General features: G+C 60.4%; 14 protein-coding genes. 12 read left to right on the top strand and 2 right to left on the bottom strand.

Features of this window, described 5'->3' with window-relative positions:
• Window positions 1-173 precede the first annotated feature (173 nt).
• Window positions 174-992, top strand: coding sequence for a sugar phosphate isomerase/epimerase family protein (locus FHT75_RS28035; RefSeq protein WP_097596095.1), 819 nt, complete (start codon window positions 174-176; stop codon window positions 990-992).
• A 92-nt stretch (window positions 993-1,084) separates the two neighbouring features.
• Here the strand turns inward: FHT75_RS28035 and FHT75_RS28030 are convergent, their stop codons facing one another.
• The gene (locus FHT75_RS28030) at window positions 1,085-1,846 is read right to left on the bottom strand and encodes a DeoR/GlpR family DNA-binding transcription regulator (RefSeq protein ID WP_028758619.1); all 762 of its coding nucleotides are present in this window, start codon (window positions 1,844-1,846) and stop codon (window positions 1,085-1,087) included.
• Between the two features lie 231 nt (window positions 1,847-2,077).
• On the opposite strand from FHT75_RS28030, the gene FHT75_RS28025 reads away from it, so the two are divergent.
• From FHT75_RS28025 to FHT75_RS27990, 8 genes are all read left to right on the top strand, one after another.
• Complete coding sequence (locus FHT75_RS28025; protein WP_063473712.1) at window positions 2,078-2,878, top strand: class I fructose-bisphosphate aldolase; 801 nt, start codon at window positions 2,078-2,080, stop codon at window positions 2,876-2,878.
• 3 nt (window positions 2,879-2,881) lie between these two features.
• Window positions 2,882-3,823: a PfkB family carbohydrate kinase gene (locus tag FHT75_RS28020; RefSeq protein ID WP_047619006.1), complete on the top strand. Its 942-nt coding sequence runs from the start codon at window positions 2,882-2,884 to the stop codon at window positions 3,821-3,823.
• 322 nt (window positions 3,824-4,145) lie between these two features.
• Window positions 4,146-5,291, top strand: coding sequence for an ABC transporter ATP-binding protein (locus FHT75_RS28015; RefSeq protein ID WP_063473711.1), 1,146 nt, complete (start codon window positions 4,146-4,148; stop codon window positions 5,289-5,291).
• Between the two features lie 27 nt (window positions 5,292-5,318).
• Window positions 5,319-6,395, top strand: coding sequence for a Gfo/Idh/MocA family protein (locus FHT75_RS28010; RefSeq protein ID WP_097596094.1), 1,077 nt, complete (start codon window positions 5,319-5,321; stop codon window positions 6,393-6,395).
• Window positions 6,395-7,240, top strand: coding sequence for a sugar phosphate isomerase/epimerase family protein (locus tag FHT75_RS28005; protein WP_063473709.1), 846 nt, complete (start codon window positions 6,395-6,397; stop codon window positions 7,238-7,240). The genes FHT75_RS28010 and FHT75_RS28005 overlap by 1 nt, the downstream gene beginning before the upstream one ends.
• Window positions 7,237-8,046 carry an alpha/beta fold hydrolase gene (locus FHT75_RS28000; RefSeq protein ID WP_097543801.1) on the top strand — a complete coding sequence of 270 codons (810 nt, stop codon included), beginning with the start codon at window positions 7,237-7,239 and terminating at the stop codon, window positions 8,044-8,046. The genes FHT75_RS28005 and FHT75_RS28000 overlap by 4 nt, the downstream gene beginning before the upstream one ends.
• A gap of 4 nt (window positions 8,047-8,050) precedes the next feature.
• Window positions 8,051-8,752 (top strand): ribulose-phosphate 3-epimerase, encoded by a 702-nt coding sequence (locus FHT75_RS27995; RefSeq protein WP_097596093.1) that lies wholly within the window; start codon window positions 8,051-8,053, stop codon window positions 8,750-8,752.
• A gap of 14 nt (window positions 8,753-8,766) precedes the next feature.
• Window positions 8,767-9,732 (top strand): ROK family protein, encoded by a 966-nt coding sequence (locus FHT75_RS27990; protein WP_097596092.1) that lies wholly within the window; start codon window positions 8,767-8,769, stop codon window positions 9,730-9,732.
• A gap of 30 nt (window positions 9,733-9,762) precedes the next feature.
• Here the strand turns inward: FHT75_RS27990 and FHT75_RS27985 are convergent, their stop codons facing one another.
• Window positions 9,763-10,776, bottom strand: a complete 1,014-nt coding sequence (locus FHT75_RS27985) for a substrate-binding domain-containing protein (RefSeq protein WP_028758610.1) — start codon at window positions 10,774-10,776, stop codon at window positions 9,763-9,765.
• 268 nt (window positions 10,777-11,044) lie between these two features.
• On the opposite strand from FHT75_RS27985, the gene FHT75_RS27980 reads away from it, so the two are divergent.
• From FHT75_RS27980 to FHT75_RS27970, 3 genes are all read left to right on the top strand, one after another.
• Window positions 11,045-12,307, top strand: coding sequence for an ABC transporter substrate-binding protein (locus FHT75_RS27980; RefSeq protein ID WP_097596091.1), 1,263 nt, complete (start codon window positions 11,045-11,047; stop codon window positions 12,305-12,307).
• Window positions 12,308-12,376: 69 nt separating this feature from the next.
• Window positions 12,377-13,363 carry a carbohydrate ABC transporter permease gene (locus FHT75_RS27975; RefSeq protein WP_097596090.1) on the top strand — a complete coding sequence of 329 codons (987 nt, stop codon included), beginning with the start codon at window positions 12,377-12,379 and terminating at the stop codon, window positions 13,361-13,363.
• On the top strand, window positions 13,363-14,193 hold the full coding sequence (locus FHT75_RS27970) for a carbohydrate ABC transporter permease (RefSeq protein ID WP_047618991.1): 831 nt from the start codon (window positions 13,363-13,365) through the stop codon (window positions 14,191-14,193). Before FHT75_RS27975 ends, FHT75_RS27970 begins: the two co-directional genes overlap by 1 nt.
• Window positions 14,194-14,198: the final 5 nt, after the last annotated feature.

Below are 14,198 nucleotides of genomic sequence, written 5' to 3'. Positions count from 1 at the left end.
GGTAACATTTGACCGTACGTAATGACAAGACACTGGGGTCGCAATCTCCGAAGAAGAGCCGCCCTTCCGGTTTTCGATCCGCACTCCCTGCGGAAGGGCTTTCGGCCGGCGAGGCGAAATGGCCCGAGGACTTCGGTATCGGCTGTTATCAATAGATAGGTCAGGACCAAGATATGAAAAATGCTGAGCTGCAGATCGGCTGCCAGACATTCACCTGGGAGATGCTCGGCGCAGGCTGGAGCGGCGGCCCGGACGATCTGGTGCGCGCCGTCGCCGATGGCGGATATACCGGCATCGAAATCACCGACACGATGATCGGTCACTACGCGCTCAATCCTGCCGATTTTGCCCGTACTCTGACAGACGCCGGTTTGACGCTGGTTTCCTTTGCCTTCGGCTCCGCCAGCGGCTTCACGGTGGCGGAAAAGATTGCCTCCGATCTCGACACGGCGCGGCGATGGGTCGATTTCGCGGCGAACTTTCCCGGTGCGATGGTCTCGATGGGATCGGCGACGGTCGTTTCGGATGGCCCGCGCGATGAGAAGTTCGCCATTGCGGCCGAGTGCTACAATCGTGCGACCGAGATTGGGCAGTCGGCCGGTGTCGCCGTTGCCGTCCATCCTTCCTCGCACCACAACACGCTCCTCTTCACCCGCGAGGACTATGACCGCCTGTTTGCTCTCTTGGATTCGCGCGCGGGCTGGGTGCCTGATACCGGCCATATCCTGCGTGGCGGCCAGCAGATCGGCGATACGCTGGCGGCCTATTGGGAGCGTATCCGCTACGTGCATCTGAAGGATGTCGACGCCGGTGGCGTCTGGGCGATGCTGGGCGACGGCGTCTGCGACGTGCCTGCCGTGATTTCGGCCGTTCGGGATGCGCCGAAGTTTACCGGCTGGATCGTGGTCGAGGAAGAATCGGACCACGCCGGAACCGATCCCGCCGCGGCGGTTCGCGTGAACCGCGAGACGCTTCGACGTCTCGGATTTTAGCCGGCCTCGTTTTCCCCGCTGTCGGCCTGAACCGTCGATCGGAGCCCAAGTCTCTGCTGGCGTTCTTACGCAGCGAAGAGGTGGACGGCAGGTCACGCGTAGCGGACCTCCACGCCGAGCTTGTCCAGCCGGTGGCGGATGCTGTGCGGCATGTTGCTGTCGGTGATGATCAGATCGACACGCGACAGCGAGAAGGCTTTCGAGGAGGCGCCGATGTCGAATTTGCTCGAATCCGCCACGAGGACGACACGCCGGGCCATGCGAACCAGGTTGCGCTTGGTCCGGGCGATGTCCTCGGAGACGTCGACGACATCGAAGGCCTGATCGATCGCGTGGGCGCCGACAAAGGCCTGGTGGGCGACGAGGCCACCGACCGCCTTGTCGGAGTCCGAAACGATCGTGCTCACGGTGCTCGGAAACACGCGGCCGCCGATCATGTGCACGTCGAGCCCTGGCCGGTACATCAGATGTTGTGCGATGTTCATCGCCGTCGTCGCAACCACGACGTTGTTGACCGGCGGCATCTGCATGGCAACCTGCAGCAGCGTCGAGCCGCTGTCGAAGACGATCGACTGGTTGTCGATGATCTGCCGCGCAGCCATCTGGGCGATACGCCGTTTCGCATCGAAATTGCGCTGCATGCGTTCCTCGAAGGCCGCCGCCGGCGAGTCGGACGGCAGGGCGATCGCGCCGCCATGCGTTTTGATCAGCTGCTTCTTCGCGTCCATGATTTCGAGATCGGAGCGGATCGTCACTTCCGAGACCTCGAAGAATTCAGCCAGCTGGCGGGTGCGTGCCTGACCCACCCGCTGAAGTTCCAGCATGATCTGCTGCCGCCTCTGTTCTGCAAGCATATGTGATCCCGACTGTCGCTTTTTGCGACTATCTGACTTTTGAAAAACGAAAGCATGAGCTCTCAGCTCACGGCTTCTGCTGCAAAACTAGCCGTTGAACGACGAAAATGCACGTCAAAAATTCCCTCGCCACGTAAAAACGAAAGAAATCGAAATATTGAATGTTTGTTTGTTTTCGAGTTAGGTTCTCCAACAATTGAAAAACCAGCCATCACAAAGGGAAGTCTCGCCATGGGTCTCGGAACCAAAGTCCGCCTCGCACGCCTGTTCTCGAACCCCTCGGGTCATTTGTTCGGAGGCGCCGTCGATCATTTTGTCGGTTATGGCAATGTGCGTGAGGGCGGGCTTGCCGACCTGCCGGGCGCGCTCCGGCGCGTCATGGCGGGGGGGCCGGACTACATCAGCATCCAGCCTGGTGCGGCGCGTCACCTCTGGTCGGAATATGCCGGAAAGGCAGCGCTCGTCATTCAGGGCGGTTGCTTCACCGCCGACGACCGCATTCGCCAGCTCATTGCCACCCCGGAGGATGCCGTGCGCTATGGTGCGGACGCTCTGGCGGTCGCCATTCCCGTGCGCGGCGCCACCGAAGGAGAGTATATCCGCTGGCTCACCGATACGGTCAACGCCGCCGCCCGTTTCGAGATGCCGGTCGTCGCCCATGTCTATCCCCGTGATTTCTCCGACGGCGGCAAGATCGTGTTCACGCCGGATGAGATTGCCTATGCGGTGCGCATCGGCTTCGAGGCCGGCGTCGACGTGATCAAGGTCGGCTATACCGGCGATTTCGAGTCCTTCAGGGAGACCGTTGCGACCTGCCCGATTCCGGTGGTGATCGCCGGCGGCCCGAAGACCGATACGCTGCTCGGAGCGCTCGTCCAGACTTCCGAAGCGTTGCGCGCTGGCGCCAAAGGCGCGGTTGTCGGTCGCAACCTTTGGGGTCATGGCGATACGACCATGGCCGCGCGCGCCTTCAAGCTCGTCATTCATAAGGGGATGGCGCCAGAGGACGCGCTGGCGGCGGCCGGTGCTTGAGGCGTGTCGCGCCCTTTCCAGGTTCTGGGCTTCGGCGCCCTGGCAATCGATGACATCATCTATGTCGATCGGGGGCTGACGGCCGGCAAGGGGAAGGTGACGAAACGCGCCACCGACCATGGCGGCAACGTGGCGACGGCCCTTGTTGCCGTCGCCCGGCTGGGCGGGCGCGCCGGCTTCATCGGCTGGCTCGGCGATGAGCCCGCGACTGATGTGGCCGGCAGCGAACTCGAGCGTGACGGCGTCGACATATCGCTGGCTCCCCGCCATGCGGATGCCGCTCCGATCCGCTCCGTGATCACGGTCGGTCCCGACGGCGACCGGTTCATTGCCTATGACGACGATGTGCTGCACGGCACGTCGGATGCGCTGCCCGACGATGTTCTGCTGCAGGCCCCGGTGCTGCTGATCGACGGTTATGCCACGCACTCGGAAAGCGTCGTGGCCCGCGCACGTGCCTTGGGCCTAGCCGTGATTGCCGATATCGAATGGACGGTCGGTGCCACGACGGATCGGATATTGGCTTTCGCTGACCATCTGGTGCTGCCGCTCGCCTTCGGGCAGGAATATACCGGCAAGCGTGATCCGACGATGATCCTGGACAAGCTCTGGTCTGCGGATCGGTCCGCTGTTGTCCTCACTGATGGCGAACGGGGGACCTACCTCCGCCAGAGTGGCGATGCCGTCCGGTGGCATGTGCCGGCTTATCCAGTACAAGCGGTCGATACCACAGGCGCCGGGGACTGTTTTCACGGGGCCTACGCTCTTGCCCTCGCGGAAGGGAAAAGCCCGCTGGATTGCGTTGCCTATGCTACGGCGGCTGCCGCCATTTCCGTGACCGCACGGGGAGGGCGCCGGGGCCTGCCGGACAACCGGACATGCCTGGCATGGATGGCGGCGGAGAATGCGCCGGTGCCGCTCGCTTTGCCCCAATGCCGGGAATGAGCGCGGGGTGCCTGATGTCGACGCTGGCCGATCGGTCGAGTGAAACCTCTCTGGTGGATAATTGATCGCACGGCGAGATCTCAACACCTGCAGCACGGCCATAAAAATTACGCGCGATAAAAAATAAAATCTCGCAACTAAACATCATAAATAGATATATTTTTCAGATATATATACCGAATTATCGGCACTTTCTGGCGAGTCATACCTCGATTCTTTTGTTGACTTTGAGGCGCAGTCCTGAGCCTTCTTGTCGAAAGGATCGGAGACGGCGGGGAGCGCCGTCTGAAGATGTGATCCGACTGGTACGGGAGGACGAGACGTGGCCGTGGTTGTACTGGACAAAATCTGCAAGACCTATGGCAACAGCTACCATGCGATCAAGGATCTGAGCCTGACGATCCATGACGGCGAGTTTCTGATCCTGGTCGGTCCGTCCGGATGCGGAAAATCGACTGCGCTGCGCATGATTGCCGGGCTCGAGGAAATCAGCAGCGGAACCCTGAGCATCGGCGGCCAGGACGTGGTGGATCTCGCGCCCAAGGACCGGGACATTGCCATGGTCTTTCAAAGCTATGCGCTTTACCCGCACATGACCGTGTTCGACAACATCGCTTTCTCGATGAAGCTGGCCGGAAAGAGCAAGGCCGAACGCACCAAGCGCGTGCATGAGATCGCCAAGATCCTGCAGCTGGAAGCCTTGTTGGGCAACAAGCCCGCACAGCTTTCCGGCGGCCAGCGCCAGCGTGTTGCGATGGGCCGCGCCATGGTCCGCGAGCCGGCGGCATTCCTCATGGACGAACCGCTCTCGAACCTCGATGCGAAGCTGCGCGTGCAGATGCGGGCGGAGATCGCCAGCCTGCAGCGACAGCTGGGCGTGACGACGATCTACGTGACGCATGACCAGACCGAAGCGCTGACCATGGGCGATCGGGTCGCGGTGCTGAAGGGCGGCGTGCTTCAGCAGGTGGATACGCCCAAGGCTTTGTATCACCGCCCGGTCAACGCCTTTGTCGCCGGTTTTATCGGCTCGCCATCGATGAACCTGTTCGAGGGGCGTCTGGAAGGCCGGCGAATTCATCTGCCGGGCTTCTCCATTCCCTTGACCGACGGCGCCTTCGAACGCGCGCCCGGTCTTTCCGCCTTCGAGGGAAATTCCGTGATCTTTGGAGTCAGGCCTGAGGATCTCTATGACAGCCGGTTGCCGTCCGGTGCTTCGTATCCGACGATCCCGGTGGTCGTGAAGTCGATCGAGGAGCTCGGCTCCGAGCTGATCGTGCATTTGAAGATCGACGCGGTCCGGATCGACTCGGGCGATCCCGATGCCGTCGAAGACCTGAGCGGGGCCGCCAACGCCGTCGCGCGGTTCGAAGCGGTCAGTGCGGTCGAGACAGGTCAATCGATCGATCTGGCAATCGACCCGGCGAAACTACACTTTTTCCATCCTCAAACGCATATGGCGCTCTGAAGTGACGAGCGAAAGAAGGGCTCATCGATGCCAGCAAAACAGGAACGACGTCTCCGCATCGGCGTATTGGGAGCGGGCCAGATTGCCCAGGCCGCGCACTTCGAGAGCTGCACCAAGGCGGCCAATGCCGACCTCTATGCGATTTGCGACGTTGCCGAGGATCTCCGCGAACGTATGGCAATCACCCACGGAGCGGAAAAAACCTATGACGACTACGACAGGATGCTGGCCGATCCCGACCTCGATGCCGTGATCATCGCCACCGCCGATGCGTTTCACGTCCCGGCCTCCATTCGCGCTCTTCAGGCGGGCAAGCATGTCCTGTGCGAGAAACCCGTCGGTGTCACCATTGAGGAATGCCTTGAACTGAAGGCCGCTGTCGAGACGTCGGGAAAGGTGTTTCAGGTCGGGCACATGAAGCGTTTCGACGCGGGGCTCCAGGCTGCCAAATCCTTCATCCGCGATGAAATGGGCGAGATGGTCGCTCTGAAAGCCTGGTATTGCGACAGCACGCACCGCTATCCGATGACCGATGCGGTCCAGCCCCTGATCGTCACCAGCGCCAATGCGAAAAAGCCCTCGGCCAATCCGAAAGCCGACCTGCGGCGCTACTACATGCTTGCGCACGGCTGCCATCTGATCGACACCGCACGTTATTTCGCCGGCGACATCGTTTCCGTCAACGCGCGCCTGTCCGAGCGCGCGGGCATCTGGTGCTGGTTCGTGGACGTGGAATTTGCCTCCGGCACGCTCGGCCATCTCGATCTCACCGTCCAGGTGCGCATGGACTGGCACGAAGGCTTCCAGATCTATGGCCGAAATGGCAGCATTTTGGGCAAGACTTATAACCCATGGTACTACAAGAGCAGCGAGGTGGACATTTTCCGCGAAGCGGACGGCGCCACCCATCGCGTTCTCGGCGCCGACGGCCATTTCTACCGCCGCCAGGTCGAAGGCTTCGCCCGCACCATTCTGGACGGCGCGGTGATGGAAGGCGCTGACATCGATGATGGCGTGGCATCCGTACGAGCCATGGTCGCCGTCGCGCGTTCGGCCGAAAGCGGCAAGGCGGTTGCGCTGGCTGACGTCACGGGCGGCGTGTGATGAAGCTCGGGATCTTCGCAAAGACCTTCGAGGGAACGGAGCCCTTGACCGTTTTGAATTCGGTCGCTGCGGCCGGGTTCACCTGCACCCAATACAATATGGCCTGTTCTGGCCTTCCGCCGATGCCGGAGATCATCACGCAAGCCCAGGCCCGCTCGGTCGCCGACGCTGCGCTGAGCAGCGGCGTCGAGATCGTTGCCGTTTCCGGCACCTTTAACATGATCCATCCGGATCCCGCCGTGCGCGAGGCCGGCCTTCGCAATCTGGCGACATTGGCCGAGCGTTGCGCCGGCATGTCGACCGACCTGATTACGCTCTGCACCGGCACGCGCGACCCCATCGACCAGTGGAAGGCCCACGCCGACAACGACACGCCGGAGGCGTGGCGGGATCTCCTCGAAGCCATGGAGACGGCCATCGAGATTGCCGAGCGCTATGATGTGGACCTCGGCATCGAGCCCGAGCTTGCCAATGTCGTCAACTCGGCTGAGAAAGCCGATCGGCTGATCACGGCACTGACGAGCCCCCGCATCAAGATCGTGCTCGATCCGGCCAATCTCTTCGAGGTCGCGACGCTGGATGAGCAGCGGCGCATCGTGTCTTCCGCCATCGACCTCCTGGCCGATCGGATCGTCATGGCGCATGCGAAAGACCGCAATCCTGACGGTCGTTTCGCGACCGCCGGCAAGGGTGTCCTCGACTATGGGCATTATCTCGGCCGTCTCAAGGCGATCGGTTTTGACGGCAGTCTCGTCACGCATGGTCTTTCGGCCTCGGAGGCGGCCGGTGTGGCGGCCTTCCTGAAGAATAGCCTCGACGGTAATTCTGCGGAGGCAGGAAGATGAGACGAGGTCAACCGTTCGAAACCAGCGACGGGACCATTCTCAATGTGGATACGGCGGGCGAGGGCGTGTCCGTCATCTTCCAGCATGGCCTATGCGGAGATGCGGCGCAGACCGATGAGGTCTTTCCGCCCGACATGGGTTTCCGCCGGGTGACGATCGAAGCGCGCGGCCACGGCCAGTCCCAAGCCGGCAATCCGGAGCAAATGTCGATCGCGACCTTCTGCGATGATATCGCCGCCTATATCGAGAAAAACCTCGCATGGCCGGTCGTGATCGGCGGCATCTCGATGGGGGCTGCGATCGCCTTGCGGCTCGCAGTCAAACGGCCCGATCTTGTCAAGGCTCTGATCATTGCAAGGCCGGCCTGGCTGACGGCGTCGGCGCCGGAGAATATGGCGCCCAATGCTGAAGTCGGGCGGCTTGTGAAAACTCTGCCGCCGGGCGAGGCAAAGGCCGCATTCCTGGCCGGGCCGGTGGGCCTGCGGCTCGCCGCCGAGGCGCCGGACAATCTGGCCTCGCTTGCCGGTTTTTTCTCCCGCACGCCTTTGGATGTGACCGCCGAACTGCTCACCAGGATCTCAAATGACGGTCCTGATGTGACCGAAGAGGAAGTCCGCGGTCTCACTACGCCGACGCTCGTCATCGGCCATGAGCGGGACAGCATTCATCCTCTCGCCTATGCGCGCGCGCTTGCCGAGCGGATTGCCGGCGCGCGCTTCGCGCAGATCACCCCGAAGACTGAGAGCCGTCCGCAATATGTCGCGGACTTCCGGCTTGCCATGAGCAATTATCTGAAGGAGCTCTGAAACAATGACGACCCCCTCCAGGACCTGGATCGAAGACCTTCCGAAGGATCGCCTGATCGCGGAATTCTCCGTCTGGTCGGCCGATCTCGTGCATTTGGCGGATGATCTCGCGCGTGTCGATCCTCACGTCGACATTCTGCATATCGATGTCGCCGATGGCCATTTCGCGCCGGCCATGTTGTTTTTCCCCGACCTCGTTGCCGGGGTGCGCAAAGTCTCCGCGCGCCCGATCCATGTTCACCTGATGGTCGCCGACAGCATCATCCTGTCGCAGATCGAGCAATTCGCCGATGCGGGCAGCGACCTGATCAGTCTTCACGTTGAAAATGAAAGCGTCGCCGACCAGGCTCTCGATCTTCTCGACCGTCGCGGTGTCGCAGCCGGCATGGTTCTCAAGGTAGATACCCCCGTCGAGCGGGTCGAAAGATATGTTTCCCGGCTGAGTTTCGTGACATTGCTCGGCACGGCGATCGGCGTGAAGGGCCAGGGCCTCGACGAAAAGGCCGGCGCCCGGCTGCAACAGGCCAAGCAGATCATCGCCGGCTGCGGTGCGGCGCATCGGATCGTGCTTGCGGCCGACGGCGGTATTCGCGAGCACACCGTGCCTCTCCTGCGCCAGTCAGGTGCGGAGACGGTCGTTCTCGGCTCCCTGGCTTTCAATGCGCCATCGCTCGACGAGCGTATGGCATGGCTCCGCGCACTCTAACTCATGGTCTTCACATGCAGCAGGTTGCCATTGGAATCGACCTCGGTGGGACGCAGGTCCGCGCTGCCCTTGTCGATGAGCACGGCAGGATTCTGGCGCGCGCAGCCGAACCAACGGATGCGCTGGCGGGCCCCGACCGCGTGCTCGCCCAGATTTGTGGCCTGGCCGATGGACTGCTCGCGGCATCGAACCCGGCTTCGGTGGTGGGCGTCGGAGTATCCGCTCCAGGCCCGCTCGATACGGTCACGGGCGTCGCCACCGATATCCCGACCCTCCCGGGCTTTGTCGACTTTCCGCTGAAGGCGGAGTTGCAGAAGCGGTTCCCGTTTGCAGTCGACCTCGAGAATGATGCTATTGCCGCTGCCATCGGCGAGTGGCAGTTCGGAATTGGCAAGGGATTTGATAATCTCGTCTATGTCACCGTCAGCACCGGCATTGGCGGCGGCGTTATTTCGGACGGTCGCGTGGTGCGCGGCCGCAAGGGCATGGCCGCCCATGTCGGGCACATGTCGGTCGTGCCGAATGGAGAGCTCTGCCCTTGCGGCAACAGGGGCTGCTTCGAGGCCTACGGATCCGGACCGGCTTTTGCACGACGCGCTCAAATAAGGGCGATGGAATCGAGCGGGACGACGATAGGCAGCGATGGCGGTGTCATCGACAGCCGCAGCATCTTCGCAGCCGCGAGAAATGGCGATCGTCTGGCAAATCAACTGGTTGACGAAGAAGCGGAAATTCTCGGCCGAGGCTTCACCAGCCTGATCCACATTTTCAGTCCGGATATCATTGTGATGGGAGGCGGGCTTTCCCACGAGTTCGACCGGCTCCAACCCGGCATTCAAGGCTACATCACACAATCGGCAATGCCGGCATTCAAAGATGTCAAGGTGATGCTGGCAGCATTGGATCAGAACTCGGGCCTCGTCGGCGCAGCGGCTCTGGCGTTTCTGACCGGCAAGGTACCTGCGATCGATCAGCTTTAGAGCCTTTCCGTATCGAGAGGTTGCTCTCCGTCAGGGCGGCGGGGTGGTACTTTCCCTCAGGATCAGTTCGACTGGCCACAATTCGTGAACCTCATCCACGGCACGTCCAGCGATAAGCTGTAGCGTTAGCTCAGCGCATCGCGTGCCCGCGGCACGCATGGACGATCGGGTTGTCGAGAGTGACGGTACCATGCTTTCTGCCGTCAGATAAGGGAAGACGTCGTCATGGGCGATGACCGACACATCCCGACCCACCGTCATCCCAAGCGAACGGACGGCACGGTAGACACCAAGCGCTGTCATCGTGGAACCGGCAACGATGGCGGTCGGCGCATTCGCGCTCTCCAGAAAAGAGCGGGCATGACGAAAGCCGCTCTCGTCGGAGAATTTATCGCAGACCATCAGGTTGGGATCGACGACGAGCCCACGCTCCTGATGGGCAATCCGAAAACCATGTTCGCGATGGATCGAATACGTCTTGCCCCGCAGGCCGTTGATCATGGCAATGCGCCGGTGCCCGAGATCGAACAGGTGTTCGGTGGCTCTACGCACGGCATTTTCATTATCGATATCGAGCCACGCGTGAACGTGCTCGGTCTCCGAGCGGCCGTGAACCAGGAAAGGCAGGCCCAAGCTGTTCAGCAACTCGATCCGCGGGTCCTTGGGGCGCGGCGAATGAATGATCACTGCATCCACTCGGCGACTTTCGACCAGGCGTCGGTAGGCCTGCATTTCGTCGTCATCATTGTGCGCGGTAATAGGCGTGATGAGAATATCGGTATCGGCCGTTTCCAAGCGCTGCGCCATCCCCGATATGAATTCAGCGAAATGGATTTCTCCCGAACGCCCCATCATGACGCCTATCGCCCCGGCTCTCCCGGTCTTTAGCCGCACGGCATTGATATCGGGGCGATAGCCAAGCCGCATTGCTTCGCCCGCAACCCGGGCGCGCGTGGCCTCGCTCACCTCGGGATAGCCGCTGAGCGCACGGCTGACCGTCGTCGGTGAGAGCCCAAGCTGCTTTGCAAATTCACGAAGTTTCATCGAATGTCTTCTTTGTCCCGGCAATCAATGGACGAAGCGTTGGCGATGCGCAACGGGCAAGTGCCAATCCGGCAAAAATTGAAATCGATTTCAATTTCTTGACATTGAATCTTTGCTCGCGAGGTCAAGAAGTACCTCTAATCGCTGTATATATGGCATTTTCCCATCATAATACAACTGAAGATCGACAATCGTAATGGCTTGACGCCTCTGCGGCCTTCTGCAATGGTCTGGTTGCCAAATCGATTTCAATTTCTGGGAGGAGATCATGAAAAAGTTTGCTTTAGCCTTGTCCGCACTCAGCGTCGCCATCGCTGCCGGCTCTGTCTGTGCCGCTGAAATTTCGTTTGCCGCAAATACCACCGGCAAAAACGTCGAATTCCTTCACAAGCAGCTTGCAATTTTTGAGAAGAATACCGGCAATCATGTCAAGCTCGTCACCATGCCGTCATCGAGCAGCGAGCAGTTTTCCCAATATCGCCTGTGGCTTGCTGCTGGAAACAAGGACGTCGATGTTTATCAGACCGATGTCATCTGGGCGCCGCAGCTTGCCGAGCAGTTCGTCGATCTGAAGGAGGCAGCCAAGGACGTGGTCGGCCAGTTCTTCCCGTCGATCATCGCGTCTCAGACTGTCAATGGCCGGCTTGTGGCGTTGCCGTTGTTTACCGATGCTCCGGCGCTGTTTTACCGAAAGGACCTGCTAGAGAAATATGGAAAACAGCCGCCGAAGACTTGGGACGAGATGGCTGCGACAGCCAAAGAGGTTCAGGATAAAGAACGCCAGGCCGGACAGAAGGACCTCTGGGGCTACGTCTTCCAGGGCAATTCCTACGAAGGGCTGACCTGCAACGGACTGGAATGGGTGAAGTCGTCCGGCGGCGGCCAGATCGTCGAGCCGGACGGGACCATCTCGATCAATAACGAGAAGGCGGCAGCAGCGCTCGAGCGGGCCAAGGGCTGGATCGGCACGATCTCGCCGCCAGGGGTGCTCGCATATCAGGAAGAAGAATCGCGCGGCGTCTGGCAGACCGGCAACGCCGTCTTCATGCGCAACTGGCCGTATGCCTATTCTCTCGGAAACGGTGCCGACAGCGCGGTGAAGGGCAAGTTCGACGTGATGACGCTACCGGTTGCGGCCGTCGGCGATAAGCCGTCTTCGACACTCGGCGGCTGGAACCTGGCGGTTTCGAAATATTCCGAAAAGCAGGACGCAGCCATCGCGCTCGTAAAATTCCTGGCGTCGAAGGACGTTCAAAAGGCACGTGCCATCGAACTGTCCAATTTGCCGACCCTGACGGATCTTTATGACGACAAGGATGTTGCTGCCGCGCAGCCCTTCATGCCGAACTGGAAACCCATTTTCCAGGACGCGGTGCCACGCCCTTCGGCGACGGCCAAGGTGAAATACAACGAGGTGTCCTCGAAGTTCTGGACTGCAGTGCACAATACCTTGTCAGGCAGCGGCTCAGCTGCCGAGAACCTCGAGCTTCTCGAAGCCGACCTAACGACCCTCAAGGGCGACGCTTGGTGAGTATTCCGACCGGCGGCTGTCAGGCCGCCGGTCCGGTCTTCGGACGAGCTAGCGAGGGATAGTCGTTGCATGAGCGAAATCGTAGTTCCACAAGCAGTCAAGCCCAGGGTTTCCCATTTCAGATCCTCCACGGAGCTGCGGTCCGAGCGCATCCGATCGGCATGGATGTTTCTGGCGCCGACGCTGTTGATCTTGGCAATCGTCGCTGGCTGGCCGCTGTTCAGAACGATCTATTTCAGTTTTACGAATGCGTCGCTGAACGACCTTGGCGATGCGCAGTTCGTCGGCTTTGACAATTATTTGTCGTGGGTGACGCTGAAGAGCGGAAGGACCGTCTATCGCGGACTGCTTGCCGATCCGGTCTGGTGGAACGCCGTCTGGAACACTGCCAAGTTTACCGTCCTTTCGGTGGTAATCGAGACCGTGCTCGGACTGATCGTCGCCTTGGTGCTGAACGCACGGTTCGTCGGGCGTGGGATCGTACGGGCCGCAATCCTCATTCCTTGGGCGATCCCAACCATCGTCTCAGCAAAGATGTGGGCCTGGATGCTCAATGATCAGTTCGGCATCCTGAACGATATTTTGCTCGGCTTCGGTCTTATCAGTGAGAAGATTGCCTGGACCGCCAATCCGGAAACGGCGATGATCGCAGTGCTGATCGTCGATGTCTGGAAGACGACGCCCTTCATGGCGCTTCTGATTCTTGCGGGACTACAGATGGTTCCGGGAGACATTTATGAGGCTGCCAAGATCGACGGCGTCAATCCGGTCAAGGTTTTCTGGCGTCTGACGCTGCCGCTGATCCGACCGGCAATCATGGTTGCCGTGATCTTCCGGATGCTGGATGCGATGCGCATCTTCGACCTGATCTATGTTCTGACGCCCAACAATGCGCAGACGAAGACCATGTCGGTCATGGCGCGCGAGAACCTGTTCGACTTCGACAAGTTCGCCTACGGCGCCACCGCGTCAACGGTGCTTTTCCTCATCATTGCCTCCGTAACCGTCCTTTATATCTGGCTCGGTCGCGTCAAGCTCGGCGGGGAGGAACGTTGATGCTGCTTTCGATCGTCAAGAATACGCTTTTCTACCTGCTCGTCACAATCATCGTCATCATTGCGGTATTTCCGTTCTACTATGCGATCCTCACGAGCCTGAAGACCGGCACGGCCCTTTTCAAAGTCGATTATTGGCCGACCTCGATCTCCTTCGGCAACTACACGTCCGTGATGGGCCAGGGCGGTTTCGTCCGCAGTCTGGCGAATTCCGCGATGATCGCCTGCGTCGTGGTTTCAGCATCGCTGCTACTTTCGATCACCGCTTCGTTCGCTTTGGCCCGGGTACACTTCCGCGGGCGGGCACTGTTGATGTTGACCATCCTCTCGGTGTCGATGTTTCCGCAGATTGCCGTTCTTGCGGGCCTCTTCGAACTCATCCGCTGGATCGGCATCTTCAACACGCCCTTCGCGCTGATCTTTTCCTACATGATCTTCACGCTCCCCTTCACCGTCTGGGTGCTGACGACCTTCATGCGCGAATTGCCGATCGAGATCGAAGAGGCGGCGATCGTCGATGGCGCTTCACCTTGGGTCATCATCACCCAGGTGTTCATGCCGTTGATGTGGCCGGCGCTGGTGACGACCGGACTGCTCGCCTTCATCACCGCCTGGAACGAGTTTCTTTTTGCGCTGACGTTCACATCGTCGGATACGCAGCGAACCGTCCCGGTTGCGATCGCCCTGCTTTCGGGCAACAGCGAATTCGAGATCCCCTGGGGCAACATCATGGCGGCTTCAGTGATCGTCACCGTGCCGGTTGTCGTGCTTGTTTTGATATTCCAGCGCCGGATCATTTCGGGGCTGACCGCCGGCGGCGTCAAGGGTTGAGGGAG

It is taken from the genome of Rhizobium sp. BK112 (assembly GCF_014193215.1).
Classification (GTDB): domain Bacteria; phylum Pseudomonadota; class Alphaproteobacteria; order Rhizobiales; family Rhizobiaceae; genus Rhizobium; species Rhizobium anhuiense.
This window is presented reverse-complemented; position numbering and strand designations above follow the sequence as displayed.

Excerpts from the sequence above, each read along its gene's own strand:
- FHT75_RS27975 (WP_097596090.1), top strand. The coding sequence starts at position 12,377 with ATGAGCGAAATCGTAGTTCCACAAGCAGTCAAGCCCAGGGTTTCCCAT.
- FHT75_RS27985 (WP_028758610.1), bottom strand. The coding sequence starts at position 10,776 with ATGAAACTTCGTGAATTTGCAAAGCAGCTTGGGCTCTCACCGACGACG.
- FHT75_RS27970 (WP_047618991.1), top strand. The coding sequence starts at position 13,363 with ATGCTGCTTTCGATCGTCAAGAATACGCTTTTCTACCTGCTCGTCACA.
- FHT75_RS28010 (WP_097596094.1), top strand. The coding sequence starts at position 5,319 with ATGCCAGCAAAACAGGAACGACGTCTCCGCATCGGCGTATTGGGAGCG.
- FHT75_RS28005 (WP_063473709.1), top strand. The coding sequence starts at position 6,395 with ATGAAGCTCGGGATCTTCGCAAAGACCTTCGAGGGAACGGAGCCCTTG.
- FHT75_RS27990 (WP_097596092.1), top strand. The coding sequence starts at position 8,767 with ATGCAGCAGGTTGCCATTGGAATCGACCTCGGTGGGACGCAGGTCCGC.
- FHT75_RS28030 (WP_028758619.1), bottom strand. The coding sequence starts at position 1,846 with ATGCTTGCAGAACAGAGGCGGCAGCAGATCATGCTGGAACTTCAGCGG.
- FHT75_RS28000 (WP_097543801.1), top strand. The coding sequence starts at position 7,237 with ATGAGACGAGGTCAACCGTTCGAAACCAGCGACGGGACCATTCTCAAT.
- FHT75_RS27980 (WP_097596091.1), top strand. The coding sequence starts at position 11,045 with ATGAAAAAGTTTGCTTTAGCCTTGTCCGCACTCAGCGTCGCCATCGCT.
- FHT75_RS28025 (WP_063473712.1), top strand. The coding sequence starts at position 2,078 with ATGGGTCTCGGAACCAAAGTCCGCCTCGCACGCCTGTTCTCGAACCCC.
- FHT75_RS28035 (WP_097596095.1), top strand. The coding sequence starts at position 174 with ATGAAAAATGCTGAGCTGCAGATCGGCTGCCAGACATTCACCTGGGAG.
- FHT75_RS27995 (WP_097596093.1), top strand. The coding sequence starts at position 8,051 with ATGACGACCCCCTCCAGGACCTGGATCGAAGACCTTCCGAAGGATCGC.